This is a genomic window from Thiosulfatimonas sediminis, from assembly GCF_011398355.1.
In the GTDB taxonomy this organism is placed as follows: Bacteria; Pseudomonadota; Gammaproteobacteria; order Thiomicrospirales; family Thiomicrospiraceae; genus Thiomicrorhabdus; species Thiomicrorhabdus sediminis_A.
The window spans coordinates 760,004-786,392 of the sequence record NZ_AP021889.1; the positions used below are offsets into that span (position 1 = coordinate 760,004).

23 protein-coding genes are annotated in these 26,389 nt (G+C 45.3%); 10 read left to right on the forward strand and 13 right to left on the reverse strand.

Features of this window, described 5'->3' with window-relative positions:
- Window positions 1-12: 12 nt before the first annotated feature.
- On the reverse strand, window positions 13-816 hold the full coding sequence (locus tag HRR27_RS03500; RefSeq protein ID WP_173270946.1) for a cytochrome C assembly family protein: 804 nt from the start codon (window positions 814-816) through the stop codon (window positions 13-15).
- A gap of 263 nt (window positions 817-1,079) precedes the next feature.
- Here HRR27_RS03500 and ffh point away from each other — a divergent pair, with 263 nt between their 5' ends.
- The 6 genes from ffh to xerD all read left to right on the forward strand — a co-directional run bounded on the left by ffh (window position 1,080) and on the right by xerD (window position 5,651).
- A complete protein-coding gene (gene ffh / locus HRR27_RS03505) occupies window positions 1,080-2,468 on the forward strand; it encodes a signal recognition particle protein (RefSeq protein WP_173270949.1) in 1,389 nt (462 codons plus the stop codon).
- A gap of 212 nt (window positions 2,469-2,680) precedes the next feature.
- Window positions 2,681-2,917 (forward strand): 30S ribosomal protein S16, encoded by a 237-nt coding sequence (rpsP, locus tag HRR27_RS03510; RefSeq protein WP_194240654.1) that lies wholly within the window; start codon window positions 2,681-2,683, stop codon window positions 2,915-2,917.
- A 22-nt stretch (window positions 2,918-2,939) separates the two neighbouring features.
- Window positions 2,940-3,470, forward strand: a complete 531-nt coding sequence (rimM, locus tag HRR27_RS03515) for a ribosome maturation factor RimM (protein ID WP_173270951.1) — start codon at window positions 2,940-2,942, stop codon at window positions 3,468-3,470.
- Entirely contained in the window at window positions 3,467-4,147 is a 681-nt protein-coding gene (gene trmD / locus HRR27_RS03520; protein ID WP_173270953.1) for a tRNA (guanosine(37)-N1)-methyltransferase TrmD, read from the forward strand. Before rimM ends, trmD begins: the two co-directional genes overlap by 4 nt.
- Before the next feature lie 138 nt (window positions 4,148-4,285).
- A complete protein-coding gene (rplS, locus tag HRR27_RS03525) occupies window positions 4,286-4,630 on the forward strand; it encodes a 50S ribosomal protein L19 (protein WP_173270956.1) in 345 nt (114 codons plus the stop codon).
- Window positions 4,631-4,763: 133 nt separating this feature from the next.
- A complete protein-coding gene (gene xerD / locus HRR27_RS03530) occupies window positions 4,764-5,651 on the forward strand; it encodes a site-specific tyrosine recombinase XerD (protein ID WP_173270958.1) in 888 nt (295 codons plus the stop codon).
- On the opposite strand, the gene HRR27_RS03535 is transcribed toward xerD, so the two are convergent.
- Together HRR27_RS03535 and HRR27_RS03540 are read right to left on the reverse strand one after the other, a co-directional pair.
- Entirely contained in the window at window positions 5,648-7,984 is a 2,337-nt protein-coding gene (locus HRR27_RS03535; RefSeq protein WP_173270960.1) for an ATP-binding protein, read from the reverse strand. The two genes, xerD and HRR27_RS03535, sit on opposite strands and share 4 nt — an antisense overlap.
- Window positions 7,985-8,830, reverse strand: coding sequence for a substrate-binding domain-containing protein (locus HRR27_RS03540; RefSeq protein WP_173270962.1), 846 nt, complete (start codon window positions 8,828-8,830; stop codon window positions 7,985-7,987).
- A 151-nt stretch (window positions 8,831-8,981) separates the two neighbouring features.
- Here HRR27_RS03540 and HRR27_RS03545 point away from each other — a divergent pair, with 151 nt between their 5' ends.
- Entirely contained in the window at window positions 8,982-9,728 is a 747-nt protein-coding gene (locus HRR27_RS03545) for a thioredoxin fold domain-containing protein (RefSeq protein ID WP_173270964.1), read from the forward strand.
- Between the two features lie 147 nt (window positions 9,729-9,875).
- Here HRR27_RS03545 and HRR27_RS03550 read toward each other — a convergent pair whose 3' ends face one another.
- The 7 genes from HRR27_RS03550 to HRR27_RS03580 all read right to left on the reverse strand — a co-directional run bounded on the left by HRR27_RS03550 (window position 9,876) and on the right by HRR27_RS03580 (window position 19,792).
- Window positions 9,876-11,339: a type II secretion system protein gene (locus HRR27_RS03550; RefSeq protein ID WP_173270966.1), complete on the reverse strand. Its 1,464-nt coding sequence runs from the start codon at window positions 11,337-11,339 to the stop codon at window positions 9,876-9,878.
- Window positions 11,339-12,904, reverse strand: a complete 1,566-nt coding sequence (locus tag HRR27_RS03555; RefSeq protein ID WP_173270969.1) for a type II secretion system protein — start codon at window positions 12,902-12,904, stop codon at window positions 11,339-11,341. Before HRR27_RS03555 ends, HRR27_RS03550 begins: the two co-directional genes overlap by 1 nt.
- Window positions 12,858-13,649, reverse strand: coding sequence for a type II secretion system protein (locus HRR27_RS03560; protein ID WP_173270971.1), 792 nt, complete (start codon window positions 13,647-13,649; stop codon window positions 12,858-12,860). The genes HRR27_RS03555 and HRR27_RS03560 overlap by 47 nt, the downstream gene beginning before the upstream one ends.
- Before the next feature lie 9 nt (window positions 13,650-13,658).
- On the reverse strand, window positions 13,659-14,546 hold the full coding sequence (locus HRR27_RS03565) for a hypothetical protein (RefSeq protein ID WP_173270973.1): 888 nt from the start codon (window positions 14,544-14,546) through the stop codon (window positions 13,659-13,661).
- Between the two features lie 768 nt (window positions 14,547-15,314).
- Entirely contained in the window at window positions 15,315-16,046 is a 732-nt protein-coding gene (locus tag HRR27_RS03570; RefSeq protein ID WP_173270976.1) for a TIGR04211 family SH3 domain-containing protein, read from the reverse strand.
- A complete protein-coding gene (locus HRR27_RS03575; RefSeq protein ID WP_173270978.1) occupies window positions 16,024-18,795 on the reverse strand; it encodes a valine--tRNA ligase in 2,772 nt (923 codons plus the stop codon). The genes HRR27_RS03570 and HRR27_RS03575 overlap by 23 nt, the downstream gene beginning before the upstream one ends.
- Before the next feature lie 199 nt (window positions 18,796-18,994).
- Window positions 18,995-19,792 carry a flagellin N-terminal helical domain-containing protein gene (locus tag HRR27_RS03580; RefSeq protein ID WP_173270980.1) on the reverse strand — a complete coding sequence of 266 codons (798 nt, stop codon included), beginning with the start codon at window positions 19,790-19,792 and terminating at the stop codon, window positions 18,995-18,997.
- Window positions 19,793-19,875: 83 nt separating this feature from the next.
- Here HRR27_RS03580 and HRR27_RS03585 point away from each other — a divergent pair, with 83 nt between their 5' ends.
- The gene (locus HRR27_RS03585; RefSeq protein WP_173270982.1) at window positions 19,876-20,310 is read left to right on the forward strand and encodes a hypothetical protein; all 435 of its coding nucleotides are present in this window, start codon (window positions 19,876-19,878) and stop codon (window positions 20,308-20,310) included.
- A 10-nt stretch (window positions 20,311-20,320) separates the two neighbouring features.
- Here HRR27_RS03585 and HRR27_RS03590 read toward each other — a convergent pair whose 3' ends face one another.
- From HRR27_RS03590 to HRR27_RS03600, 3 genes are all read right to left on the reverse strand, one after another.
- Window positions 20,321-20,785, reverse strand: coding sequence for a flagellar basal body-associated FliL family protein (locus tag HRR27_RS03590; protein WP_173270984.1), 465 nt, complete (start codon window positions 20,783-20,785; stop codon window positions 20,321-20,323).
- Window positions 20,786-20,976: 191 nt separating this feature from the next.
- Window positions 20,977-22,224, reverse strand: coding sequence for an ammonium transporter (locus HRR27_RS03595; protein WP_173270986.1), 1,248 nt, complete (start codon window positions 22,222-22,224; stop codon window positions 20,977-20,979).
- Between the two features lie 17 nt (window positions 22,225-22,241).
- Window positions 22,242-22,580 carry a P-II family nitrogen regulator gene (locus HRR27_RS03600; RefSeq protein ID WP_173270988.1) on the reverse strand — a complete coding sequence of 113 codons (339 nt, stop codon included), beginning with the start codon at window positions 22,578-22,580 and terminating at the stop codon, window positions 22,242-22,244.
- A 200-nt stretch (window positions 22,581-22,780) separates the two neighbouring features.
- Here HRR27_RS03600 and HRR27_RS03605 point away from each other — a divergent pair, with 200 nt between their 5' ends.
- The gene (locus HRR27_RS03605) at window positions 22,781-23,587 is read left to right on the forward strand and encodes a class I SAM-dependent methyltransferase (RefSeq protein WP_243830877.1); all 807 of its coding nucleotides are present in this window, start codon (window positions 22,781-22,783) and stop codon (window positions 23,585-23,587) included.
- 11 nt (window positions 23,588-23,598) lie between these two features.
- Entirely contained in the window at window positions 23,599-26,337 is a 2,739-nt protein-coding gene (gene glnE / locus HRR27_RS03610; RefSeq protein ID WP_243830878.1) for a bifunctional [glutamate--ammonia ligase]-adenylyl-L-tyrosine phosphorylase/[glutamate--ammonia-ligase] adenylyltransferase, read from the forward strand.
- Window positions 26,338-26,389: the final 52 nt, after the last annotated feature.

The following is a 26,389-nucleotide window of genomic DNA, read 5'->3' on the forward strand; positions in this document are numbered from 1 at the left end:
GATGGCGGATTTTTATTCGCCGCCATACAGCAGATACAGTATCACTTCGGTCCCGATAAAGCTCAAAATCAACAGTGCATAAGCCCAGATAATAAAGCGTACGGCCGTTTGTCCGCGCCATCCGGAACGATAATGTCCGATAATAAACCAGCCGTAGACGAACCAAGATAAAAAGGCAAAAAAGGTTTTATGAATCAGATGTTGCGCAAACAGGTCTTCGACAAAGAAAATACCGCTGATCAGCGCAAAACTGAGTAAGACAAAGCCAATCATCACCAGTTTGAGCATTAGGCTTTCCATCTGCTGTAACGGCGGTAAAGCACGCATTAGGTTGGAGAGCTGGCGTTTGCGGAAACGTTTTTCTTGCAGTGAATATAAAATGGCTTGGGCGGTGGCGATGCCTAAAATGCTGTAGGCGGCAATCGAAATTAAGACATGGCTACCGATTTCTAACGGCATTTGAATGTGTTCGTTAAAACCAATCGGCAAGATGGTGGTAAACGCGGCAAATGGGAAGATGAATATACCCAAGGTTTCGCACGCCATTTTGCGGTTGAGATAGAGCAAAATTAAACTGCCGAGCAGGGCAATCATTGATAATGCGTTGGCAAAGTTGAAGACAAAATAGCCTTGCCAGAGCGTTTGGCTTAAAGAAACAAGGTGTAATAATGCCGCCACAGCGGCCAAAGTCAGAATTCGTTTGCGTTGAAAATTCGGCTTCAGTTGGTCAACAAAGCGTATTTTGCGCCAAATTAGAAGACTTACAAAGAGGTACAGTAAGCTGGCGACTAAGGCACTGAAACCGCTAATAATCATACAAATCCTTTGTTGAATAAACCCAAACGATACCCCATTGGCTTGGCTAACTGTTGTTATTACCGATTGCCGTGATTGATTCTCGCCAAGTAAAAATGAAACTGTTTTTATCGGAGCATAAATTGAATGCACGAATTGTTTATAATAGCGGAATTGTTTTTTGAATAGAAGAGCGCCGCTTTGGCGCAAGTCAGTTTTCGCCTCACTAAATCTAGGAAAGTCTCAATTTAGTGCGGGTAGGTCACAACTGAGTGGGAGAAAAAATGTTTGATAATTTATCCGATCGTTTAAACCGCACGTTAAAGTCGCTAAAAGGCCAAGGGCGTTTAACAGAATCGAATATTAAAGATGCTTTGCGTGATGTGCGTCGTGCTTTATTGGAAGCGGACGTGGCGCTGACGGTGGTCAAGTCGTTTGTCGCAAAAGTACAAGAACGTGCCATTGGACAAGAGGTTTCGACAAGCCTAAACCCTGGGCAAGCGTTTATTAAAATTGTAAAAGATGAGTTGACTGCGGTGATGGGTGATGCCGCATCGCCGCTTAATTTTAATGTTGAGCCACCTGCGGTCATTATGATGGCCGGTTTGCAGGGCGCGGGGAAAACCACGTCGGTCGCTAAGTTGGCGAAATGGCTAACCGAGCGTGAAAAGAAAAAAGTCATGGTGGTTTCGGCGGATGTTTATCGTCCGGCGGCAATCAAGCAGTTAGAAACCTTGGCTGCTCAAATTGGTGTTGATTTTTTCCCGTCCAGTGCCGAACAAGATCCGGTGGACATCGCGCGGAATGCGCACGCCGAAGCGCGTAAACGCTTTGCTGATGTATTGATTTTGGATACCGCAGGTCGTCTGCACATTGATGATGCGATGATGGGTGAAATCCAGCATTTGCACGCGGCAATTAAACCGGTCGAAACCCTGTTTGTGGTTGATGCCATGACCGGTCAGGATGCCGCTAATACCGCGAAAGCCTTTAATGATGCTTTGCCGTTGACAGGGGTCATTTTGACCAAAACCGATGGCGATGCCCGCGGTGGTGCCGCGCTGTCGATTCGTGAAATCACTGGTAAACCGATTAAGTTTTTAGGTGCCGGTGAGAAGACCGATGCGCTTGAACCGTTTCATCCAGAGCGCATGGCCGGGCGTATTTTGGGAATGGGCGATGTACTGAGTCTTATCGAAGAAGCAGAAGCGAAAATCGATAAACAAAAAGCCGAAAAGTTTGCGCAAAAGTTGCAGAAATCCGGACAGTTTGATTTAGAAGACTTTTTGGAGCAACTCCAGCAGATTAATAATATGGGCGGCATTGGCGGAATGCTCGGTAAGATTCCGGGGATGGGTCAGCTAAAAGGCCAAGTGGATAATGCGGTTGCGGAAAAAGAGTTCAGTCGGTTGGCGGCGATGATTCATTCGATGACGCCGCAGGAACGCCGTTTCCCAGCAGTGATTAAAGGCTCTCGCAAACGTCGAATTGCGATGGGGTCAGGGACGTCGGTACAAGATGTGAATAAACTTCTGAAACAGTTTACTCAAATGCAGAAAATGATGAAAAAAGTCTCTAAGGGTGGCATGAAGAATATGTTGCGCGGTTTGGGCGGAAAACTACCTCCCGGTATGGGCGGGATGGGTGGCGGACTCCCACCAGGGATGCGTTAAGGTTTAGCAGCGTTTCGCTAAGCGTTTGTTTTTGCATGATTTTTAATCCTAGAGAAACGCTTGGTGAAATTGCTTGAAATCAGGCCGCGGTTTCTTTATAATCGCGGCTTTCCTGTTTCTGGGGGTGTAGGCACCGTCAAGACAGTTAAAACAAAGAAGAATTTGTTGAGTGGTTTTCCGCTCATCGCCTGATTAAAACAAGGAAATATATTATGGTAGTTATCCGTTTAGCCCGTGGTGGTTCTAAAAAGCGTCCGTTTTACAAGCTAGTTGTTGCTGACCAACGTTTCACGTCAACTGGTCGTTTCATCGAACAGATTGGTTTCTATAACCCTGTTGCACGTGGTGGCGAAGAAAAGCTACGTGTTGATCAGGCGCGTGTTGACCACTGGGTTGCACAAGGTGCACAACTTTCTGATCGCGTTAAGAGCGCTCTGAAAAACATTTAATCCAGTTTGACGGGGAGTAAACATGCCTTCTGTTCCAGATAATTTACTGCCTGTCGGCCAGATTAATGGTGTTTTCGGGGTTCATGGCTGGGTAAAAATTTACTCAGACACTGAGCCTCGTGAAAATATTTTTAGTTATTCGCCGTGGTGGATTCAATACCAAGGCGAGTGGCGCGAAGTCAAAGTTGAAGGCTTCAAAGGTCAGCAAGGCGGAAAAGCACTTGTGGCCAAACTCGATTTGATTACTGAGCGTGATATGGCTCGCGAATTTATGGGTTGTCCTATCGCGATTGACCGAGATGCTTTGCAACAAAACGAGAATGAATTTTTTTGGGTTGATTTAATCGGCTGCCAAGTGGTTAACCTTGAAGGGGATAATCTGGGCTCGGTAGTCAATCTAATCGAAACCGGCGCGCACGATGTTTTGCGCGTGCAGGGTGATCGAGAGGTGCTGATTCCATTTGTGATGGAGCGCTTTATTCTCGATATTGATACGACAAATAAGTTGATTAAGGTCGATTGGCTGGTTGACGAGGACGAGCAGAGCGAGTGAAATTTGATGTCATCACCCTCTTTCCGGAAATGTTCAGTGCGCTGACCGAATCTGGAGTTAGCCGCCGCGCTATCCAAAACGGCTTGTACCAGCTGAAAACTTGGAACCCACGTGAATTTACTCACGACCGTCATCAAACCGTAGACGACCGTCCTTATGGCGGTGGTCCGGGAATGGTGATGCTCTACCAACCGTTAAAAGAGACGTTGGACGCCATTCGGCAAGAGCAAGTCAGTAAGCCACATGTGGTGTATCTTTCACCACAAGGCGCCCCTTTGACGCAAGCGAAAGTCGCTCAGTTGGTTGAGCTGGAATCTATCGTTTTGTTGTGCGGTCGTTATGAAGGTATTGATGAGCGTTTGTTGATATCTGAAGTGGATGAAGAAATTTGCATTGGCGATTTTATCGTCAGTGGTGGCGAGTTGCCGGCGATGATGTTGATGGATTCGGTGATACGTTTGATTCCGGGTGCGTTAGGACATGCGCAATCTGCAGAGCAGGATTCGTTTTCGGATGGTTTGTTGGATTGCCCGCACTATACGAGGCCGGAAGAAATTGCTGGAATGCGCGTTCCGGAAGTTCTGTTAAATGGCAATCACGCGAAAATTGCCGCTTGGCGACAAGAACAAAAGTTGTTGCGTACTGCGCAGCGACGCCCAGATTTATTGAATAAATAAATCGCGCTCTTTGGGTAAAAAGAGCAACAATTCGGATTCAACCTCTGGCGTCTTGCACGTTTTTAAAGTTGGATAAAATTAACAGGGACAAAATCCCTGCGGCTCAATTGATTCGAGCCACCAATGGAGAAGCTTAAAATGAGCGATATCATTAAAAAAATTGAAGCGGAACAAATGACGAAAGAAATCCCTGCGTTTGCACCAGGTGATACAGTTGTTGTTCAAGTTAAAGTTGTTGAAGGTAAAAACGAACGTCTTCAGGCTTATGAAGGTGTGGTTATCGCGAAGAAAAATCGTGGTATCAACTCTAACTTTATCGTACGTAAAATTTCACACGGTGTTGGTGTAGAGCGTACTTTCCAGACATTCAGTCCACTGGTTAACAGCATTACTGTTAAGCGTCGTGGTGCGGTTCGTCGTGCGAAACTATACTATCTTCGTGATCGTTCAGGTAAATCTGCACGTATCAAAGAAAAGGTATAGGCCTTACAAACCGCGGCTTTTTTATAAAGTCTTGTTTGTCCGAAAAAACCCTGCTGGATTTGTCCAGCGGGGTTTTTTTATTGCTGCAGTTTTTAGTTGTTATACTTTTGCGGTTGATTGATTGGAGCCGTGTATGTCATCCTCATTGCCTTTGGCCGAGTTTTTGCATTTTTTACAGTTTAATCAGGGGCTGAGCGCCAACACTTTGGCGGCTTATCGTGCGGATTTGCGCAAATTTAGCCATTGGTTGCAGGCACAATCGTTGGCTTGGCAGACATTGCAAAATGTGCAGCTTGAAGCCTTTATGCTGCAATTAAGTGATGAATGTAAAGCCGCTTCGAATGCGCGTTTGCTCAGTTCGGTAAAGCGGTTCTATGCTTGGGCTCAGCAGCAGAAGAGAGTGCAATCGAATCCTGTGGATCAGATGGTTGCACCCAAAGCAGTGCGTAAAATACCGAAGGTGTTGAGCGAAGCGCAGATAGAGAGCTTGTTGCAAGCCCCTGATTTAGGCACCGCTTTAGGCGTCCGTGATCGCGCGATTTTAGAGCTGATGTACGCTTCTGGGTTGCGAGTGTCTGAAGTGGTGGAGCTGCCTTTTGAACAATTGAATCTTAATGCAGGCATGGTGCAGGTTGTCGGCAAGGGGGCAAAAGAGCGGATTGTCCCGATTGGTGAGGAAGCGGCAGAGTGGTTGCAAACTTATTTGCAGCAAGCGCGTGCTGAATTGGTCGGAAATAAGCGGGTAAAAACGCTGTTTGTGTCGCGTTTAGGGCGGCCAATGACGCGTCAGACTTTATGGCATAGGGTGCGTAATCTGGCAGAATCAGTGGGTATTTTTAGTGATTTATCGCCGCATGGACTGCGTCACGCGTTTGCGACGCATCTTTTGAATCATGGCGCAGATTTACGCAGTGTGCAGATGCTCTTGGGTCACAGTGATTTATCGACTACGCAAATTTATACGCATGTCGCTAAGGCGCGTTTACAAAGTTTGCATCAGCAACATCATCCCCGCGGTTAGTTTGTTTTTTGCACGGTAAGAAAGGCGTTGAATATCTTTTGTAATTCGCCAATATTTATCGGCTTGGTTAAATACTCATTCATCCCGGCTTGAATAAAGCGTTCACGGTCGCCAATCATCGCATTGGCGGTTAAGGCCACAATGTTTTGCGCAGGGAGTTGATTTTCCTGTTCATAGGCGCGAATCTGTTTGGTTGCTTCGATGCCGTTTAGATTCGGCATGTTTTCGTCCATTAAGATTAGGTCAAATTGTTGGGTTTTAACCGCTTCCACCGCCTCGAGCCCGTCACAAGCCAGAGTGCAACTTAAGTTGAATTTTTTGAGGATTGCTTTCATCAACATCTGGTTGGTTTGATTGTCTTCGACCAGCAAAATATTTCCGCTAAATTGTTGCTGTTCTGTGCCCTGCGTTGGCGGGGGTGGCGTGACTTCGCTGGAGCCTGCTTGTACCGGAATACTAAAATAGAAAGTGCTGCCCTCACCAAGCTTGGAGGTGACTTTAAGCGTGCCACCTAACATGGTCACCAAGCGCGAACTGATGGTTAAGCCAAGACCTGTACCGCCATAGGTGCGCGTAGTTGAGGTTTCTGCTTGGGTGAAGGCCTCAAAAATCCTTTCTTGCGCTTCTCGCGTCATGCCAATCCCTTGGTCGCAGACGGAAATACGCAGCCAGCCTGGGTTGTAGTCAATTTTAAGCTCAATGGCTTTACCGCTTTCGGTAAATTTCACCGCATTCGACAGTAGATTGGTGAGCACCTGTTTAATGCGTAACGCATCAGAATGAATCGAAGTCGGCAGACGTTCCGAAAGGTGTGTGCTAAAACAGATGTTTTTTTCCGAGCAGCGCGCTTTAAACAAGTCGGCAACACTGCCGAATTCTTTTTGTGGCGAAAAGTCGTTTTGGTCGATAATCAGTTTCCCGTTCTCAATTTTGCTGAGATCGAGAATGTCGTTGATGATGCCCAGCAGGGTGTGGCTAGATTGCGAAATAGTGTCCAGATATTTATGGCTTTCGCGATCGAGTTTTTTGTCTTTTAATAAGTCAATAAAGCCGAGTATGGCATTGAGCGGGGTGCGGATTTCATGTGACATATTCGCAAGAAATTCGCCTTTTGATTTGGTGGCATAGAGTGCGCGGTTTTTCTGTAGTTGCAGGTCACTGTTAATGCTTTCCAGCTCGGAAATATCGACTAGCGAGACAATATAGCGTTGATATTTAATCGATTTTTGTGCGTGTAGTTGGAAAGTACGCTCGGAACCTAGATAGCGGATTTTCGCTTTATGCAGTTTTTGTGGGTTTTCCAGTAAGTACTCGATCCAATTTTTATCTTTGAATTTATAGACGAAGCCAGGTGCTTCAACAAATAGGTCGCAGATACAACTGTAGTCTCTAGAGAAGTCCTCTAGGGTTTGGTATTCGGCAAAAAAAGCAAAAAAACCTCCGCTGGCATCGATGATTTTTTCGCCGTCGTTAACGATGATAATGTTTTGCTGCGAATTAAGAATGTCTTGTGTGTAATCGCGACTATTATCAACGGCGATTGAACTGCGATGGATGTTTCGACTTAACGCCCAGAAAGAGAGTAGACCAAAAATAAGTAAAAACAGGGTTAATGAAATTTGGACATTGTTGTAGAAGCGCTTTTGTTCGGACACCTTGGCGCGGATTTCGCCAAAGTTGCTTTTGTTTAAATAGATGATGTGGTTAGCATCTTCTTTTATACGATGAAATATCGGCTTGAACAGTTTAACGTCCAGTTTCAATTCCGATAGGGTTTCTGCGAGTCTCGGGTCGTTGCTCAAACGGTATTGATCAAGCTTATCCATAACGGTATTCAGCTGGTTGAGTTTTCTATTAATGACCTGAACCTTTGGCAAGATGTCGGCGGCAGTAAAGGAAAACGCATTTTCGACACTTGGAGTGTACGTCAGCACTTCTTCTTGTTCGTTGGTATTGGGAAGGTTTAAGTCCAAGTTGTGTTTGAAGTTACCTCCATGATTAAGAACGCTGAGTACGTGCTCAATTTCTTCTTCGCTTTCATCGATTTCGGCATTGATGATTCGGCGTAGGTGTTTGTTTGGAAAGGCGGACATCTGAAAAAAGTTGGATTCGATTTTGTGAATTTCCAAAATGATTTCTTGGCCCAGCAGATTTTCCACTTCGGCATTGCGTACTTGCCAATCCAGTTCTTTGATGTAGTCGGAGATACGGAAATTAAGCAGGGTTTGTGAGCCTAAACCGACAATAAAAATGACTAAGAGCAAAATCAAATTAATGCCGGTGTGTCTTACCGCTGAATGACTCTTGCTCTGAGTTTGGTATTTGGATTTCATCTATTTGCTCGCCGGAAGGATTTGCGGAGGGTGCTCAAGAAAATACGCCAATTCGTCTTGAGTTAGAAAACCAAAGTCGGCAAAGGTCTGTAAGCCGTGCGCCGAGCTGGCGTAGCGCATAAATTCCAGAGCTAACTCCGGATTTGTTGAGTAGCGCAGGCGATTAAGCTCTAAATGACGTTTTGGAGAGAGGTTTTCATCGATAATGAGTGCGTCCATGAATGGTGTCGATTCGGGCCACTTACTGGTGGCATACCAGTTAACGGCGAGGTCGGCATCACCAGACCGGATGGCGTTAAAAATAAGGTGCGAGTCGGTGGTGAAATAGGTGATATTTTCAAATACGAGGTTTTCGATATTCATTTTTTTTAACAGCTCATTGGTGGCGCGGCCAACGGAACTGGCTTCCGGTGATGAGATGACGACCGAAAGTTCAGGGTTAGTAAGTTGTGTTACATCTGCGCTGAGCTGTTTTGGGTTGCCTTTCGGAACAATTAACGCGAGTCGGTTATAGCCGACGAAAGCGTAGTCGACGAATAGGTCTTTATTGGCAGTTTTTTTTCTAAAATTAGCTGAACCGGGAAAATAGATGTCGCCATTCTGCTGCTTTTTTAGGGTGTCGAGAATGAAACCGGAAGCGCCTTGAATGATTTTAATTTGGACACCGTGTTGGGCACTAAATTCATCGGCCAGTTTTTGCAGTGGACGAACCATCGTGATGCCGCTGTAAATAAGCAGTTCGGTCTGTTTTTGAGGCGCAGGGGCGGTGTCGCTTTCCGGTTGCTGGCAGGCGACTAAAAATGCCGTTAAAACGGCGGTTGTCAGAATCAAAAATAAGGTTTTCATGCTCAATATTATCCATTTTCTTTGGGCGTTATTCACGGTTTATCCATGCTGTTTAATCCTCTTTGAGCAAAAAAATTGATTTGAGCATGGTATAGTGTGCAAATTTACAAAATTGCTTGTTTTTTAAGGCGCGGTTAAAGGAATTAAGTTAATGAAATTAATCAAAAAATGGGGGCTTCTGGCGTTACTTTCCAGTGCGGCTTTCTCTGTGAATGTGCAGGCTCAACAAGACGTGGCTGCGGAACAACGTCAAGCGATTGAAAAAACCTTAACACCTTTATTGAATGGTGTTTCTGGTCCATTGGATATTCGCCCGACGCCGATTGCAAATCTATTTTTGGTTAAAATTGGTCTGGATGTCATCTACCTTAGCGGCGACGGTAATTATTTGCTACAAGGGCAGATGATGGATTTAAAAAACGGCGTGAATTTAACATCGGCTGTGGTTAATGATGAGCGAAAAGGGGTAATCGCGCAGATTCCACCGACATCGATGTTGGTGTATCCAGCCAATCCTAAAGCGCCGCAGCAATCAACGATTACCGTGTTTACCGACATTGACTGCCCATACTGCCGCAAATTCCATAATGAGATTCCGGCTTTGAATGAAGCTGGCGTAACCGTTCGTTATTTGGCGTTCCCACGCAGCGGTGTGAATACGCCATCTTACAGCAAAGCGGTATCGGTATGGTGCGCGAGTAACCCGCAGCAAGCGATGGATAAAGTCATGAAGGGCGAGACTTTAGCGGCAAAATCTTGTGATAATCCTGTGCAAGCGCATATGGGGTATGTACGAGATTTAGAAATTAATGGCACGCCAAATATAATCCTTGAGGACGGCGCTTTATTACCAGGTTATGTTGAAGCGCAAAAGTTGATTCCAAGAATTTATAACTAAGGAAACGCAGAATAAGTTCCTGTTGCCCTCAACAGGGTATTTGATGCAATTTAGACTTGTTCTGCGTTTTCTTAAGCTTACCGCAATCAAATTTTAAAAAGGTCATTTTGCTTATTGCATATGGCCTTTTTTACATTCAGGTATGCGCTAATTGAGCTCGAGATATTCTCGATCGCCGTTGTTATCGGCTTTGAAAATAACGAGCTCAAATTCATTCACGAAGCTTTGAAGCGAGCTATCGTTTTGGTAGTCACTTTTGCTAATTTGTTCCAGTACTAAAATATCGAAGCCGTCATTGCCCCTAATGTTGCTCTGAATCAAGCCGCTTTGAGAGTCTTCACTATTGCCGACCCAAAGAATATCGTCGCCATTGCCCATTTCTAAAATATAACTTTTTCTACCTCGACGAGTGCCGTATCCCTCTAGGATATTGCCTTGAATCCAGATTTTGTCGTTGCCATCGCCGCTAAAAGCCTGACTTTGCATATCGGTTCCTAATACAAAAGCATCGTCTCCATCACCGAGATAAACAGAAGTCGTTGCGGTGCCGACAATATACAGTTGATCGTTACCATCCCCCATATCCAGTTTCGGATTAGAATCAGTGCTCGCAAGATTGTTGCCGATTGCAAGGTAATCATCTCCCCCGCCTAAATCTAAATCGGTGGTCATATTACGGTTTATGAGAATGACATCTTGTTCATCTGGACTATTGGATATTGGAACATTGTCATCAGCGGTTAAGTCAAAATCTTCATAAGTCGGTGTTAAGCCAGAATGGCTGCTTGTTGACGTATAGCTATCCCAATTTATGTTATTGGCGAGAAGATTGGCTTTGATCTCGTAACCGCTAATGGCAAGAATGCTATCGTCAAAAAAGTTTTGCGTTTGGTTATCTGCTTGTGACTGGTGAAAGTACAGGTCGTTGTCGCAGTTTTCTTTTGTGGCTGAATTTTGTTCAGAGCAATTGTTTAGCGTCTGGGAACCGTCTTGATTGTAAGCGAGCAAAACGATACTAGCGGTATTTAAGTCAATGCCTTGCATGGTTGTTGAAGCATCGCAGCTAGCGGTCTTTTGGTTACAAATGGTGTAATTTCCGCTACCTGAATCTGTACTATTCGGTGGTGTATCGGTCATATTAAACCAAGGAGTGGTGTCAGCGGCTAGAGTACAAAAGAAGCTAGCGGAACTTCGTTTGTCGCAGATTTTGGCACCGTCTGTTGTTTCGGTGTTGATGGCGTAACGGATGAGGTTGTTCCAGCTATCGGTAATTGCTTCCTTTTGTAAACCTAGGGTCAAATAAGGAACCGTACCGGAAGATGAAGCGCAGACATCAAGGGTTTCAGTGGCGACAATCATATTCGTGCGATTTTCCAAGCCATCGTTATCCGTATCAGGGCAGGGAAGGTATTTATGTGTTTTACCAAAAGTGAGGAATTCGGTTTTTAAGGTTTTTAGCTGGTTTTGGCTTTGTTTGATTTTCTGGACATGTCCTATTGCCCCCATATTATTGGAAAAAGAAATAAAAATAATCCCTAAAATCAAAACCACTATGGTTAATTCGACTAAGGTAAACCCGTTCTGTTTCAATTCGGAGGATTGCGTGTTCATTATTCAAGCCCCTGTGTTTGCTCAATACCGTCAATTACATTAACGCTAGGAAAGTTAGGGATAAGTGGCGGAGTGTCATAGACAATTAATTCGATGTTGGTGAAATCAACTTGTTCGTCTGTTCCAGTGGTGGCGACGGCAAATTCTAGGTTGGCGTCGCCATTTTCGTCTAGTTGAAAAACTAAATCATGGGAGTCATCCCAATATTTCTCAGTACGGTTGGTTGAGCTACTGTCTCCACCAAGTGCAGGATCATAATAGCTATAGTAGCCATCATGGTCACTCTGAGTTGAATCATAAACCAACGTTTCCAAAATAGAACCATTAGCACTGATAAAAGCCTGGTCACTGGTTAAGCCCGGATCGCGTCTACTAGGTTGGTCCCAGGTTCCATAGGCTTTTGTGTCAAGAGACATGACGACGGTTTTGCCGGCATAGTCACTGCCAAAACTCACCGTTTGGCCGATAATTGCTGTTTGTACGTTTTTGCTGTATGGATTATTGTCACCAATATCGCCGATGCTTTTATCCGCCCCGCCGCCGATTACATTTTCTCCGCTTTTTAATGTGATGTTTTGATTGTTATTGACTGTGTTAACGATTTCAAAACTGTTCATTTCATCGTTTTTTTTCAATTCGTAAGCGCCTATAGACAGAATGACGTCATCGTATGCAGAGGACTTACTATATTGTGTCTGGATAAATTTTCGATCGCCATCTAGATTTTCTTGTTCGTCACTGCCTAAATCAGAGCTATTTGAGTTACGTTGATTTTTTGCGACAAGCACAATGACTTGACCATTTGCGAGTATTTCTGAGCAGCTGCTGTTGCTACAAATCTCTAAATTCTGTGCTCCTAAATTACTGCCGACCGGTAAGGTTTGTGAGTTATAGGCCGGTAAAGCACTGCCGGGATAAACTTTATTGGGTGGTAGGCTGGGAATAGGATCACGATTGAAGAAACATGCGGTTTGGTTTGGACAGTCAAGCATGAGATCTTCATCTGTTACACCTTGATCGACGGCATAGAGTATTAAGTTTCCCCAGCTGTCTTGAGCGTCAGCACGGGCTAAACCGAGCGTTTCGTATGGGACATAGCCACTATTTACCGAACAGGTATTGACATTAATGTTAGGAATTGCTGCTTGCGCCGGCACAGCAGGAATTGCAGGAATGGTGGGGCGACTCTCTGTTCCCGGTCTGGCTGGGACAGCGGGGATGGCTGGAATAGCGGGGATTTTACCTTTTTTGACTGTGCGTGATTCTAGGCCGCTCTCATCTTGAGCAGGGCACGGAACAAACTTATAGCGTTCGTTAAACTTTAAGATTGCCTTTTTAACGACAGCCATACTGCGTTGCGATTCCTGCCATTTGGCATGGTCACGAAATTCACTGTAAGTTACGAGGCTACCAGCTCCAATAATACTGATGATGGATAGGGCAATGGTTAGTTCCAGTAGGCTGAAACCGGCATTTTGGAGAGTCGATTTTCCCGTCTTCATAGTCAGTCCTTGCCAATTAATTAAGGTGAAAGCTGGATTGTAATAGCGTGTATTTAGCTTCATAGCCATTAATCCATGCAAGGTTGTCATCCGCAAAGCTATGTTTAGCAAGCCAGAAATAAGCATCACCGTCAGCATTTTCTTGTTCAGCTGGTGCATCCAAGTCAATGCTGTTGTTATCAATTTGCTGCCAAGTAGTTGCGCTGTTATTGCCAAAAGCAACCACAACGGCAATGGCAGCTCCTTCAATGACATGATCTATTCCAGTGCTAATATTGCAATTTTGCGATTCTGCAGCGTCGCAGATTACCATATTGCCGTTACCGGCATTGATGCCAATTGGTGGAGTGCTTAGGTTGAAATTGGGTATCGCGCTCGTACCAAAAAAACTGGCAGAATTACTTGGGTCCTCTATCTCGGCACTGTTTGTTCTTGCATTGACTTGGTAATAGTAAGGTTGGAAAGAGGCGTCGTTTTGGGTGATGCCCAGCATTAAGTGTGGGAGTTTTCCTTTTATCGCATCACATTGATTTCCGGTACGGTTTTCCCATCCATTGTTATCGGTATCGGGGCAAGGCAAGTATCCATTGGTTTGCAGGAAGCTAAGTAAAAGGTTTTTAACGTCTCCAACTTGAGCTGAGCTAGCACGATTTAAATCATAGTATCTGCTAATTTTGCTTAGATCAGCGATTTGAATCGTTAAAATGGTTAAAATTGCCAGTGCAATCGCTATTTCAAGTAGGGTGAAGCCTTCCTTGTTTTTAGACTTAATCGAGATACGTTTTGAATGGTGATTATTTGGTTGCATTCCCGTTTCCTAGGGGCAGATTAGCGCGCGCCAATTCTGTCCGGTAAGGTTATCGAAACTGGTTTCATCGCATTGGTAAATTGGGCGATTTGCTGTGTTGGTATAGGCACATTCATTAAACCAATGTTGACTATTGTCGCTTAGACTTACGCAAAAATCAGGTACACCATCCAGCGGATTGTTATCTTTACTTGCTCGTGACAATATGGCAGCTTCCCATTCGCTACGGGTAATGCTTAAAACATAGTCATTAAAAGAAGTGCCTGAGTTCCCAGCAGAGGTAAAATCAATGTTTTGGCCAATAACCTCGTTTGGTTGTTCTAGATAGTCATCAATCTGATTGCTTGGTCGATTTTGTCCGCTTAGGGCATTGCCTGCATAAAAAAGTACCATCACAATTTCTGTTTTGCCGTCTAGCAATAATGGCGGAACATCATGATTGGAGTCGTCTTTAACCTCGTTTTCCATATCAGGGTTTACATTACTAAAACGTTGGTTTCCTGCAAATTGATAGAGACCATGAGAACTGACTAAGCGAGCATCAACCGCAAACCAGAAACGATCTTGGTCAATGTCTTCATCGATAAAAGAGAAAAAATGCCCTGTAATTTCTCTTGGAACTCGCCCGTATACAAAAGTTTGATGAATTGCAGATTCGTAGCCGCAAGGTTCATCAACGATGCCATCGCCATCTTTATCAGGGCATGGAAAATACCCCGGTCCTGGTATAAGAGATTGATTTGCATAAATTTCAGGAGTTAGGATGGAGTAGGCGAGCATTTTCTGTTTGATTTTTTGTAGCTGCAATAGATTACGGTCTTCGCTTTCCACTTTCATGCTACTTGCTTGCTGCTTGCCGATACTGGTAAACCAAGCTGCCGAGCCAATGACCAACATTAGCGAAACCAATAGGAACATAAAACCGTGCTGTTTTTTTTGGTTTATGGCATTAAGGCACCGATTGCCAGGGTATTGGAGTGAGTTCATTGCTTAACCAAAGAAGAAAACCATTTACTTAACAAGTATTTGAAATAATAAATCAAAACGTTTTGCATGAGAAAGTGATTGAGTTTAATTGAAAATAAGATTGATTATGAATAAGAGTTTTTGTAAAGAATTATTCTTTTGCTTTGTTTGGCGAACAGAAAGTTTGTGATCTGACGGTTATTCGTTTTGAAACAAAGTATTTTCCGTCGGTTATCAATCTCGATGGTTGGAATTGAAATGAGCGTGAAACGCTTTGCGAGTTTACTTGAGGGGTCATTCATTAAGCCGCTTAACGCTTTCAAAAAGTTAAAAAAGAAGCTAACGTTTGTTCAAAAAAGATTAAGTTGAAAAGTTAAATTTGACACTGAAGCCGGAACCATTCTCAACCGAAAGCATCTGCATAAGATTAACTACCTAAGCGCCAAAGACGCTCAGGAGTCCTGAATCCTAGGGAGATTCAGAACAAGTCCCTATTGGCCTTTAAAGAATTTAACTGCGCGGTGTTGACTGTTTTTGTCAGGTCTGGACATGACAAAAACAGCCGTCTTGCTCAATTAAATTTTTCTGTGCCTAAAGCGTTCTCTTCCTAGTCCTTTCTTGCTTTAGCAAATGCGTTTGGCAACAAGGGCGGGAAGGATGTTAAGACTGTCGGTTTTGAGTTTGTTTAAAACAAGAGGCTTATAACTCACCCCAGCGTTTCTTTTTGGTTGGTGCGCGGAAGAAACGTCCAAGCAGTAAACCCACCAGTAGAACGGTTCCGCCGGTTAAGAACCACTGGCGTTTAATCGAATCTTCTGACTGGTCAATCTGTTCGCGCATAATGGCGTTTTCGCTTTCTACTTCATTGAGCCGCATCTTCATCGCTTTGTTTTCTTCGTCCAGCGTCACCGCATTGCTGGAGACCGATTTCAACCGTTCAAATTCTTGAGTTACTTCAAACTTTTCTTGTTTGATGCTGCTTAACTCAGTGCTGGCGGTATCAAAACGCTCTTTTAAGGTTTTCAGTTCCAGTTGGAGCGCGTTGAATTTTTCTTCCACTTGATTTGTTTTTTCAATCTGCGTCACTAAGCGCTCTTTAGCGATCGGTTCGTTTTGCAGCATGCTTGAAGGCATCCAGCCGAGCGAGGTTTTTGAGCCACGAGTATATTCGACCTGAACCCAGCCCTCTTTGTCGACTTCCAATATTTTGATTGGCGTGCCGGATTTAAGCATTTGTGAAATCTTAAATTTGTACCCCGGTCCACGACGCACCGGAACTTCGATTGAATCGGTAACGTAGTTGGTATAGCCCGCAGTTGCCGCTGTTGCGCTGCTGATTGGCGCAGCTACAAGGCTTAGAGTCGCTAAGCCAAGCGTGATTGCGAAGGGTTGCAGGGAGCGGGAAAGCTTAAAGTTTTGAGATTTTGTCATACTGCGCCTCAAGATTATTTAGAGCGGTTTGGTTTTCAGCCAATTTTTCGCGTTCTTTAGCGACCACCGCTTCCGGTGCCTTTGCAACGAAGCTGTCGTTGTTGAGTTTGCCACTTAAACGGTTGATTTCGCCTTTTAATTTGTCGATTTCTTTGCCTAGGCGTGCCATTTCAGCCTCTTTATCAATCAGTCCTCCCATTGGGATAAGGACTTTCATTTCGCCGACTAATGCAACGGCGGATTCTGGCGCACTGCTCTCATCGGTGAGCACCTCAATGGATTCCAATTTGGCCAAGGTTTGCAAGAATAAACGGTTGTTTTCCAGCCAAGTGCAGTCTTGTGCATTTAAGTCGGCCAGTAATACCGGTAAGGTTTTGCTTGGCGCAATGTCCATTTCGGAGCGGATTTTACGCACCCCAATAATAAAGGCTTTAACCCATTCCAGCTCCGCTAATGCCTCGCTGTCTAGCAAGCTTTCATTGGCTTCTGGGTAAGGTTGCAGCATAATCGTATTGCCGTTTTTACCTGCGAGCGGCGCAACCGCTTGCCACGCTTCTTCAGTAATAAATGGCATGACTGGGTGCATTAAGCGCAATAGAGTTTCTAAAACGCGAACCAAGGTTTTACGCGTACCGCGTTTTGCGGCATCGGACGAGTCTTTGTTAAGAATTGGTTTGGCCAGTTCCAGATACCAGTCGCAGTATTCGTTCCAAGTAAATTCATACATGGCATTGGCGGCCAAGTCAAAGCGATAGTTGTCTAGGTGTTTTTGAACTTCACTGATGACTTGTTGCAAACGTGCGACTATCCAGCGGTCGGCAAGGGAGTATTCTACTGGTTGTTGTTCGTCAACCCCAGTATCAAAGCCTTCGGTGTTCATTAGGACGTAGCGAGTCGCATTCCATAATTTGTTACAGAAGTTGCGGTAGCCTTCGGCACGTTGCAGATCGAAACGGATGTCTCGACCAGTTGAAGCCAGCGAGGCAAAAGTAAAGCGAATCGCATCTGTGCCGAATGCAGGAATGCCGTCGGCAAACTGTTTGCGAGTCGATTTTTCGATTTTCGCGGCTTTTTCTGGCTGCATCATACCGTAGGTGCGTTTTGCGACTAGGTCTTCCAGTTGAATGCCGTCAATTAGGTCGATTGGATCAAGCACGTTGCCTTTCGATTTGGACATCTTCTGGCCTTCGCCATCACGCACTAAGCCGTGTACATATACTTGTTTGAACGGCACTTCGCCAGTGAATTTCAAGGTCATCATAATCATACGGGCAACCCAGAAGAAGATGATGTCGAAACCTGTAACCAGTACCGAAGTCGGATGGAAAGTCGCCAATTCGGGTGTTTTTTCTGGCCAACCTAGCGTTGAGAAAGTCCAAAGTGCTGAACTAAACCAAGTGTCTAAGACGTCATTGTCTTGGGTCAGTTCGACACTGGCCGAAATACGGTGTTTTTCACGGACTTCATTTTCGGTGCGGCCAACATAGACATTACCGTCTGCATCGTACCAAGCAGGGATGCGGTGTCCCCACCAGATTTGACGTGAGATACACCAGTCTTGGATGTTGTTCATCCACTCAAAATAGGTGTTTTCCCAGTTTTTCGGGACAAATTCGATATCGCCGTTTTTGACTGCATCGATTGCCGGTTTAGCCAGTGCTTCAACCGCCACATACCATTGGTCGGTTAAGAAGGGTTCGATAACGGCGTGTGAACGGTCGCCGCGCGGCACCATCAAGGTATGCGGTTTAATGCTGTCTAAAAGCCCGAGTGCGTCGAGATCTGCAACAATTGCTTTACGCGCTTCGTAACGATCCATGCCTTGGTATTTCTCAGGTGCTTCGTCGTTAATGGCGGCATCGACCGTGAAGATGTTTAGCATTAGCAGGTCGTGACGTTTACCCATCTCATAGTCATTGAAATCGTGCGCTGGCGTGATTTTTACACAGCCGGTTCCGAATGTCATATCGACATAGTCGTCACCGATAATTGGGATTTCGCGGCCCACCAAAGGGAGGGAGATGGTTTTTCCGATCAGGTGTTGATAGCGTTCATCGTCTGGGTGTACTGCGACCGCTTGGTCACCGAGCATGGTTTCTGGGCGTGTGGTGGCTACGGTTAGGTGGCCTGAGCCGTCAGCCAATGGGTAGTTGAAGTGCCAAAGATTACCTTGCTCTTCCTCTGAGATGACTTCAAGATCGGAAACCGCGGTGTGCAGTACCGGATCCCAGTTGACTAGGCGTTTGCCGCGATAGATTAGCTCTTCTTCATATAAGCGAACGAAGACTTCTTTTACCGCATCGGATAGACCGTCGTCCATCGTAAAACGTTCGCGGCTCCAATCCGGAGACGCGCCCATACGGCGTAGCTGTTTGGTAATGGTTCCGCCGGATTCTTCTTTCCATTCCCAGACTTTTTCGATGAACTTTTCGCGGCCGACATCATGGCGCGACAAGCCCTGTGCAGCCAGTTGGCGTTCTACCACCATTTGCGTGGCGATACCGGCGTGGTCGGTACCCGGTTGCCAAAGGGTGTTTTTACCGCGCATACGATTAAAGCGGATCAGTGTGTCCATAATGGTATCTTGGAAGGCATGACCCATGTGAAGGGAACCGGTGACATTTGGCGGAGGGATCATAATGCTATACGGATCCGCGGAGGTGTCGTAACTTGGTTTGAAATAACCTTGGTTTTCCCAAGTTTGATACCACTTAATTTCAATGGCGTTAGGGTCGAAATGCTTATCCATATAACTTTAATCTGTCTTAAATTAGGAAAAAATAGTTGTGGGATTATAGCAATCAGAATGGGGCTTGTCATACTCAACTCCGCCTTGGGTTTGCGGAAGATTGATAATTCAGTTCTGCGATGGCTATTTTTGGATTTTGGGGAGGGAGAAATAAAGCGACTCAGTGAAAACTGGTCGCTTTATTGGGGGCGTATAAAAGCTAGGGGTTTAGCAGTTGTAAGACCGAAGCGCGGCTTTGGTTTCCTTGTGCTTGCATACTGATTTGTGCCTCTTGCAGTATATTGAGCCGAACTTGCTCAGAAATTGCTTGCGCAAAGTTGGTGTCGTTAATTTGGCTTCGGCTGGCTTGGCTGTTGACGTTTTGCGATTGCAGATTGTCATATTGCGCCAGTAAGCCGTTTTGTTGCGCGCCAAATTCGCTGCGTGTTTGACTTAAGTTTTGTAGCACGTTGCCCAAGCCTTGTAATACGGTGGCCGCATTGCTTGGGTTATCAATTGATAAGCCGGATAGGCCGAGGCCGTCTGAAGTTAAGTTCGGTAAACTTAATGTGGCGGAGGTTTCGCCTAATGCAATATCAAGGGTATTGAGTTCGCCGTTTAGCAGGTTTTGCTGGTTAAAACTCGTGCCTTGTGCAATGTCATTTATACCGGCTAAATTTTGCTGAAATTCTTGGTTGAGTATGTTGCGTTGGGTAGCGTTTAGTGTGCCGTTTGACGCTTGAAGGGCCAATTCGTTCATGCGTTGTACGCGCTCGACTATTGAGTTACTGGCGCCATCAGCCGTTTGTAATAAGGAGATTCCGTCAACAGCATTGCGACTCGCCATATCTTGTGTGGTAACTTGCGTGTTTAACGCCGTCACGATGGCTTGCCCACTCGGATCGTCGGCTGAGCTGTTAATCCGCGAGCCACTCGCCAAGGCTTGATTGCTGCTGCTCAAGGCTTGGGTGTTGGCATACGATGAGGTGCTTAGGGAGTTGTAACTGTTGATGACCATCGTTATTATCTCCAGACAAAATCAAAATTCGATATAAATATTCTACGCTTTTTGAGCGGTGTTTGCATAGGAGTGTGGTGAAAATGTCTTGTTGTTCAAAAGGTTACTGTCAATTTAAGTTTCCGGATGGACCGCCTTTAGTGGACAATCCGGTAAGTAATTTGCAAGCCAAATACCAATTTTTACCCTATGGAACTCTGTTAGAGCAGGGGGAGGTAGTGCGCATTTGGATGGAATCTGGACAGACTGAGACGGTGGTTATTGATCAAAAATTGCGTTTGCAAATTTTGCCAAGCGGCCCAAAGTTGATTGATTCGGAGCAGTATGTCCCTTGGCAGCTGGTGGCGCATGACACGGAAATGGCTTATGAGGATTTAATCGGTTGGGCGCAACATCCATTGCATAATCCGCATGAACAAGCTGTTTTGTTGATTTATGGGCATATGATTAAAGAGCAGCCAACCCTGAAAAGCCGTTGGCTGAATTTTTTATATAAAATGCGAAACTTGGGGCGTTAGAAGGCCGAATTTATTGCATCACAAAGCGTTCGAGATAAACGTCTTGCAGCAAGTCAGGATAGAGTTTGTGTTTTTCGAGAATAGCACGTGCGGTGGTTAAAATCTCTTGGCGTAAAATATCCGGTCCGTCTGGCGTGTTCAATTTGGTGTATGTCTGGCTGCGCAAGACGCGGTCGATGTCGTTTTTCAGAATCGGTCTTAGATGTTCCATCTCCACTTCCACCAGCTGTGGATAGTAGCTCATAAATTTTAAGTCTATCGCTAAGAATTTGGCTTTACCTTCGCCTTGAAAGTTCACTACATTTTTTTCCATTGAGAAATATTTGGGGATTTTTTCTGCAGGCGGTTCAAATTGTTTGTATTTGGGTGAGTATTGCGCAAATTCGCTTTCTGCTGCGAGTAAGGTATTGGGGAGTGTTAAGCTTAAGCTCAGTAGCGTGCCAATAAGCCAAGGATGGATATGAGTTTTGTTCATGTGTTGCGCTCCGCGATAATCGTATTTTCATTGTACCGAAAAGCAGTAAACGCAATGCTTAGACGTTGCGTTTTTTGATTCAGTTCAAGACGGGGTTAGATGCTTAAATCGATGGCAATAAAAAAACCCCGCGAGTGCGGGGTTTAAAGGTTACCGTGGAGTTTGGTAAATTTTATTGCGTTGGGTTCAAATTATTTTGTGAACTCTGGGTAAGCTTCCATACCACACTCAGATTGGTCTGCACCGATGTATTCGTCTTCTTCTGAGATACGGATGCCCATCACTGCTTTGATGATGGCCCAGACAATCAAGCTGGTTACGAATACCCAAGCGAAGATCACTGCAATACCGGTTAACTGTGCAACAATTGTTGCGTCAGGGTTAGTGAATGTGACCGCAAGTAGACCGAAGATACCGACAACACCGTGAACTGAAATTGCACCCACTGGATCGTCAATTTTAAATTTCTTGTCAACTACTAGGATAGCAAGGACCACGATAATACCACCCACTAAACCGATTAAGGTTGCTTCTAAAGCCGATGGCGTTAGAGGCTCAGCGGTGATTGCAACTAGACCCGCTAGTGCGCCGTTTAACATCATTGTTAGGTCTGCTTTACCGAACTTGATTTTCGACATCAGTAGGGCACCGATAACACCACCGGCAGCCGCCATAAGAGTGTTCACGAAAATCATTGCAACCGCGTTTGCTTCTTCAACGTTTGAGATTTTAAGCTCAGAACCGCCGTTGAAACCGAACCAACCTAGCCATAGAATGAACGTCCCAAGAGTTGCTAAAGGTAGGTTTGCACCTGGAATAGCGCGAGACTCGCCTTCCGCTGTGTATTTCCCTTTACGAGCACCTAGTAGTAGTACACCTGCTAGAGCCGCCGCCGCACCTGCCATGTGAACAACACCAGAACCAGCGAAGTCAAGGAAACCTAGACCATCAAGGAAACCGCCGCCCCATTTCCAAAAACCTTGCATTGGATAGATGAATGCAGTGAAAACAATTGCAAAAGCGAAGAATGACATTAACTTCATACGCTCAGCAACCGCACCAGAAACAACTGACATCGCCGTTGCAACGAACACAACTTGGAAGAAGAAGTCTGACATACCTGAATAGTAAGGCGCATCATCACCACCCGCAATGACATCAGCGACAGCATTGTCACCACCAATCAAGAACGAGATACCTGGGAAGTAAGCTGAAACTGCTTCACCTGGATACATGATGTTGTAGCCAACCAGCATGTACATAATACAGGCGATGGCAAAAAGCCCGACGTTTTTGGCTAAGATTTCAGTGGTGTTTTTGGTACGCACCATCCCCGCTTCTAGCATGGCAAACCCGGCTGCCATCCACATAACTAAAGCCCCTGACATCAAAAAATAAAATGTGTCTAGGGCATAACTGACTTGTAATATTTGTTCCATTGTTTTTCCCCTATCTATTACAGTGCAATATCGCCCGATTCTTCGGTTCGAATACGAATTGCTTGTTCTAGCGGCATTACAAAAATTTTGCCGTCGCCAATTTTTCCTGTTTTCGCGGCACTACTGACCGCTTCGATGACGCTTTCGACCTGATCATCGCCGACAGCGATTTCGATACGTAGCTTTGGTAGAAATTCGATGGCGTATTCCGCACCACGATAAATTTCCGTGTGGCCCTTTTGACGGCCAAAGCCTTTAGACTCGGTAACGGTCATGCCGTGCACATCAATGCTGTGTAAGGCTTCACGGACGTCATCGAGTTTAAAAGGTTTGATAATTGCAACAACCAGTTTCATACTAACCTCTCTGATGGAATGAATATTAAGTTCGCCCTGTTTATAACAGTTAGCGTGCCATCTTTTTTAATTTATCTTTTAATTCAAATGGTTACGTTGTTTTTTGTGGTGAATCCCTTGTTTTATTGATTTGTCATTTGGTTTTTTTGTTCCAAGGTGGTGCAAGTGGGTTTTTTTAAGGTGCAAGAGTGGTTTCATAGGTGAAGTTTCTGACAGAGCAAAATTTTCCGCCAATTGCTAAGGCGCTCTTGGCGCAGTTTTTTGCCATGCTATTGTTAGGGTTGACGGTTTTTCTTTTAGCGCAGTTTGTTGCACCACCGTTTTCAGATGGTTTTCTGCTCTTTTTACAGACTGCTTATGCGGTCTTGTTAACCACACTTTTTGTCTTGCCGCGTTGGTGGTATCTGATTCAAATTCTCCTTCCTGGTGGGCTTTATCTTGCCCTGAGTGCTGGCGCAAACCCTTTGCTGGCGCTGGTTTTGTTTGTGTTGTTGGTGCTGGTCTTTAAGAATGCTTTCTTAGAGCGCGTTCCGCTGTATTTAAGTAATCAGACGACTCGTCTGGCTTTGGCGCAGTTAGCTCGAGAAAATCAATTGCGGCGTTTTATGGATTTGGGATGTGGTAATGGTCTTAATGTGCGTTTTATGGCTGAGCAGCCGGGGATTGATGCTGCATTGGGTGTGGAGACTGCGCCAATTCCTCTATGGATAGCAAAGCTACGTAATTTACGCGGTGGCGGCACTGTTTTGGCGCAAAATTTATGGCATACCTCTTTGTTTGATGTTTCGCTGGCCTATGCTTTTCTTTCGCCTGAACCAATGGCTAAATTATGGCAAAAGGTGTTGCAAGAGATGCCGGATCAAGGTTTTTTTGTCTCTAATAGCTTTGCTGTGCCAAGCGTGACGCCAAGTGAAATCTGGCAGTTGAATGATCGGCGTCAAACGAAGCTTTATATTTATAAAATAGCTGAATTTCGAGGAGGTGATTTACCTCCTTCTAGTGCTTAATAAGGAAGAGTATGAAATACGATTTATCGCAAATTAAACAGTGGAGTCCCTATGTTGAGCGAAATTTAGCTCGCTATCCCCATTTGCTTGAAGCTGAGAATTGGCAGAGTAAATTCGCGCAAGGGCAGTTGTATCAGCAGGTTTATGCGGTCGTCAGCAGTGCGCAGAGTGAAGTGGAGTTAAAGCGTCATTTGCGTCAACAACGTAATTGGCAGATGGTGCGGATTGCGCTACGCGATTTATCTGGTTTGGCGGACTTGCTGGAATCAATGCGCGATATTTCTGATCTTGCGGATGCGCTGGTAAATGCCGCGCTGGATTGGAACTATGCCAAGTTAAGTGAGCGCTTTGGGGTTCCGATTGGGGAGGAAACCGGAGAGCCGCAAAAAATGCTGGTTATCGGCATGGGAAAATTGGGTGGCCAAGAATTGAATTTTTCTTCGGATATCGATTTGATTTTTGCCTATCCAGAACGTGGGCAAACCAATGGACGCAAACAAATTTCTAATGAGGAATTTTTTATCAAGCTTGGCCAGCAGATGAATAAATCTCTGGTGGAAATGGATGGTGATGGTTTTGTGTATCGTGTTGATATGCGTTTGCGTCCATTTGGCGATACCGGTGTTTTAGCGGTCAGTTTTGCTGCTTTGGAGCATTATTATGAGGCGCATGGTCGCGCTTGGGAGCGTTATGCCTTAGTTAAGGCGCGAGTGATGGCTGGTGACGCGACGCAAGCCAAGGAGTTGTTTGATGTATTGCGCCCGTTTGTTTATCGCCGTTATATTGACTTTAGTGCCATGGATTCGTTGCGTGATTTAAAGCGCATGATCAGTGATCAAGTTAAGAAGAAGGGGATGCAAGATAATATCAAGCTTGGACCGGGTGGTATTCGGGAGATTGAATTTATTGTGCAGGCGTTTCAGTTGGTGCATGGCGGGCGTGACCGCGGCTTGCAGGGTCGGCAGTTGTTGCCTACCTTGGCGTTGTTGGTTGAGCGGGGGTTTTTGACTTCTGATGTTGCCGAGTCTTTGCAGCAGGCGTATTGCTTTTTGCGTCGTGCTGAAAATCGTTTGCAGATGTGGGAAGACATGCAGATTCATGATTTGCCGGTGAGTGCGCCGCAACAGTTGGCGTTGGCGCAGAGCATGGGTTTTGATGATTATGCAGCATTTTTGGCTGTGTTAAATACCCACCGTGCTTTTGTGCAAGCCCAGTTTGGGTTGGTATTTGATGAGCAAGAGCAAGATGATGAGCGCGGTGCGTTGGGGCAGTTGTGGCAGGGTGATTTGGATGATGATGGGTTGCTTGCCGAGTTTGAGTTGTCTGATGCGCGCAAACAAGAAGTGTTAAGTTTGCTTAAAGGGTTTAAACAGTCTCGCGCCTTGCAGATGTTAAGCAAAGACGCCCAAGAGCGTTTAGACGCGGTAATGCCGATTCTAATTAATGAGGCTTTAAAACCGGAGTACGACAAAGTTGCTCTTAGTCGTGCCTTGGCGGTGATTGAAGCAATTGTGCGCCGCAGTGTTTATCTGGTGCTATTAAAGGAGAATCCTGAGGCGTTGAAGCATCTGTTACAGCTCTGTCATGTCAGTGCATGGCTGAGTGAGATGCTAGTGAAATATCCTGCGTTGCTTGATCAGTTAATTGATGAGCGCAGCCTGTATTCGCCATTAGACGCGCAATCTCTGCTAAAAGAGGCGTGGAGTCTGTTGGAACAGAGTGATTTGGATGAAGAGCGTTTTATGCAGGATTTACGCCAATGGCGTCACGCTCAAGTGTTTAAGGTTGCGGCCGCAGATGTTACTGGAAATGTCCATATCATGAAAGTGAGTGATTATCTGACCTGGATTGCTGAGGCGGTATTGAAAGTAACGGTTGAGTTTGCTTGGCGTTTGATGCGCCAAAAAAGCGGTGTGCCGGGTGGTTTGAATGAAGCTTCGCAGAACCCTTTTATGGTGCTGGGTTACGGCAAATTAGGCGGCATTGAGTTGGGTTACGGTTCTGATTTGGATATTGTGATGCTTTATCAGGGGGTTGAGCCAAGTGCGCAGGCTGTTTCGGCAAGTGGTCGTACGTTGGACAATTCCTTGTATTTCGTTCGTATGGGACAGAAGGTAATTTCGTTAATTACCACGTTAATGCCGGCCGGTGTGCTCTATGAATTGGATACGCGTTTGCGTCCCAATGGTGCCTCCGGCATGATGGTGGTGAGCTTTGATGAGTTTGTAAAGTATCAGCAAAACAAAGCGTGGACTTGGGAGCATCAGGCTTTGGTGCGGGTGCGCGCAGTGGTTGCCAGTGATGCGGCACAGCGGGCTTTTAACGATTTTAAACAGCAATTTATTGGTCAGTCGCGCGATCTAACGGTGTTGCGAACTGAGGTGGCTGATATGCGTCGTAAGATGCAGGATTCCTTAGATAAGTCAGATACAGAGTTGTTTGATTTAAAGCAAGGCCGTGGCGGGATTGTGGATATTGAGTTTATGATGCAGTATCTGGTTTTGGGGTACGCGCATCGTTATCCTGATTTGCTGACATTCAGTGATAATATGCGAATTTTGGAAGCAGTGGCGCGCAACCAGCTTTTGACTCAACAACAGGTAGCAGATTTGATGGATGCTTATCAGGTGTATCGTTCCAAATACCATCGCCTGTCGTTACAGAATGAAAGTGCTTTAGTGCCATTGACTTGTTATCCAACGCAGCGCGATGCGGTGGCAGGGGTTTGGCAAGCTTTGATGGTTGATTGAGTTGGGTGTTAAGGTGGTTTGAATATTTGGGTGGTTTGAATATTTAGGTCTG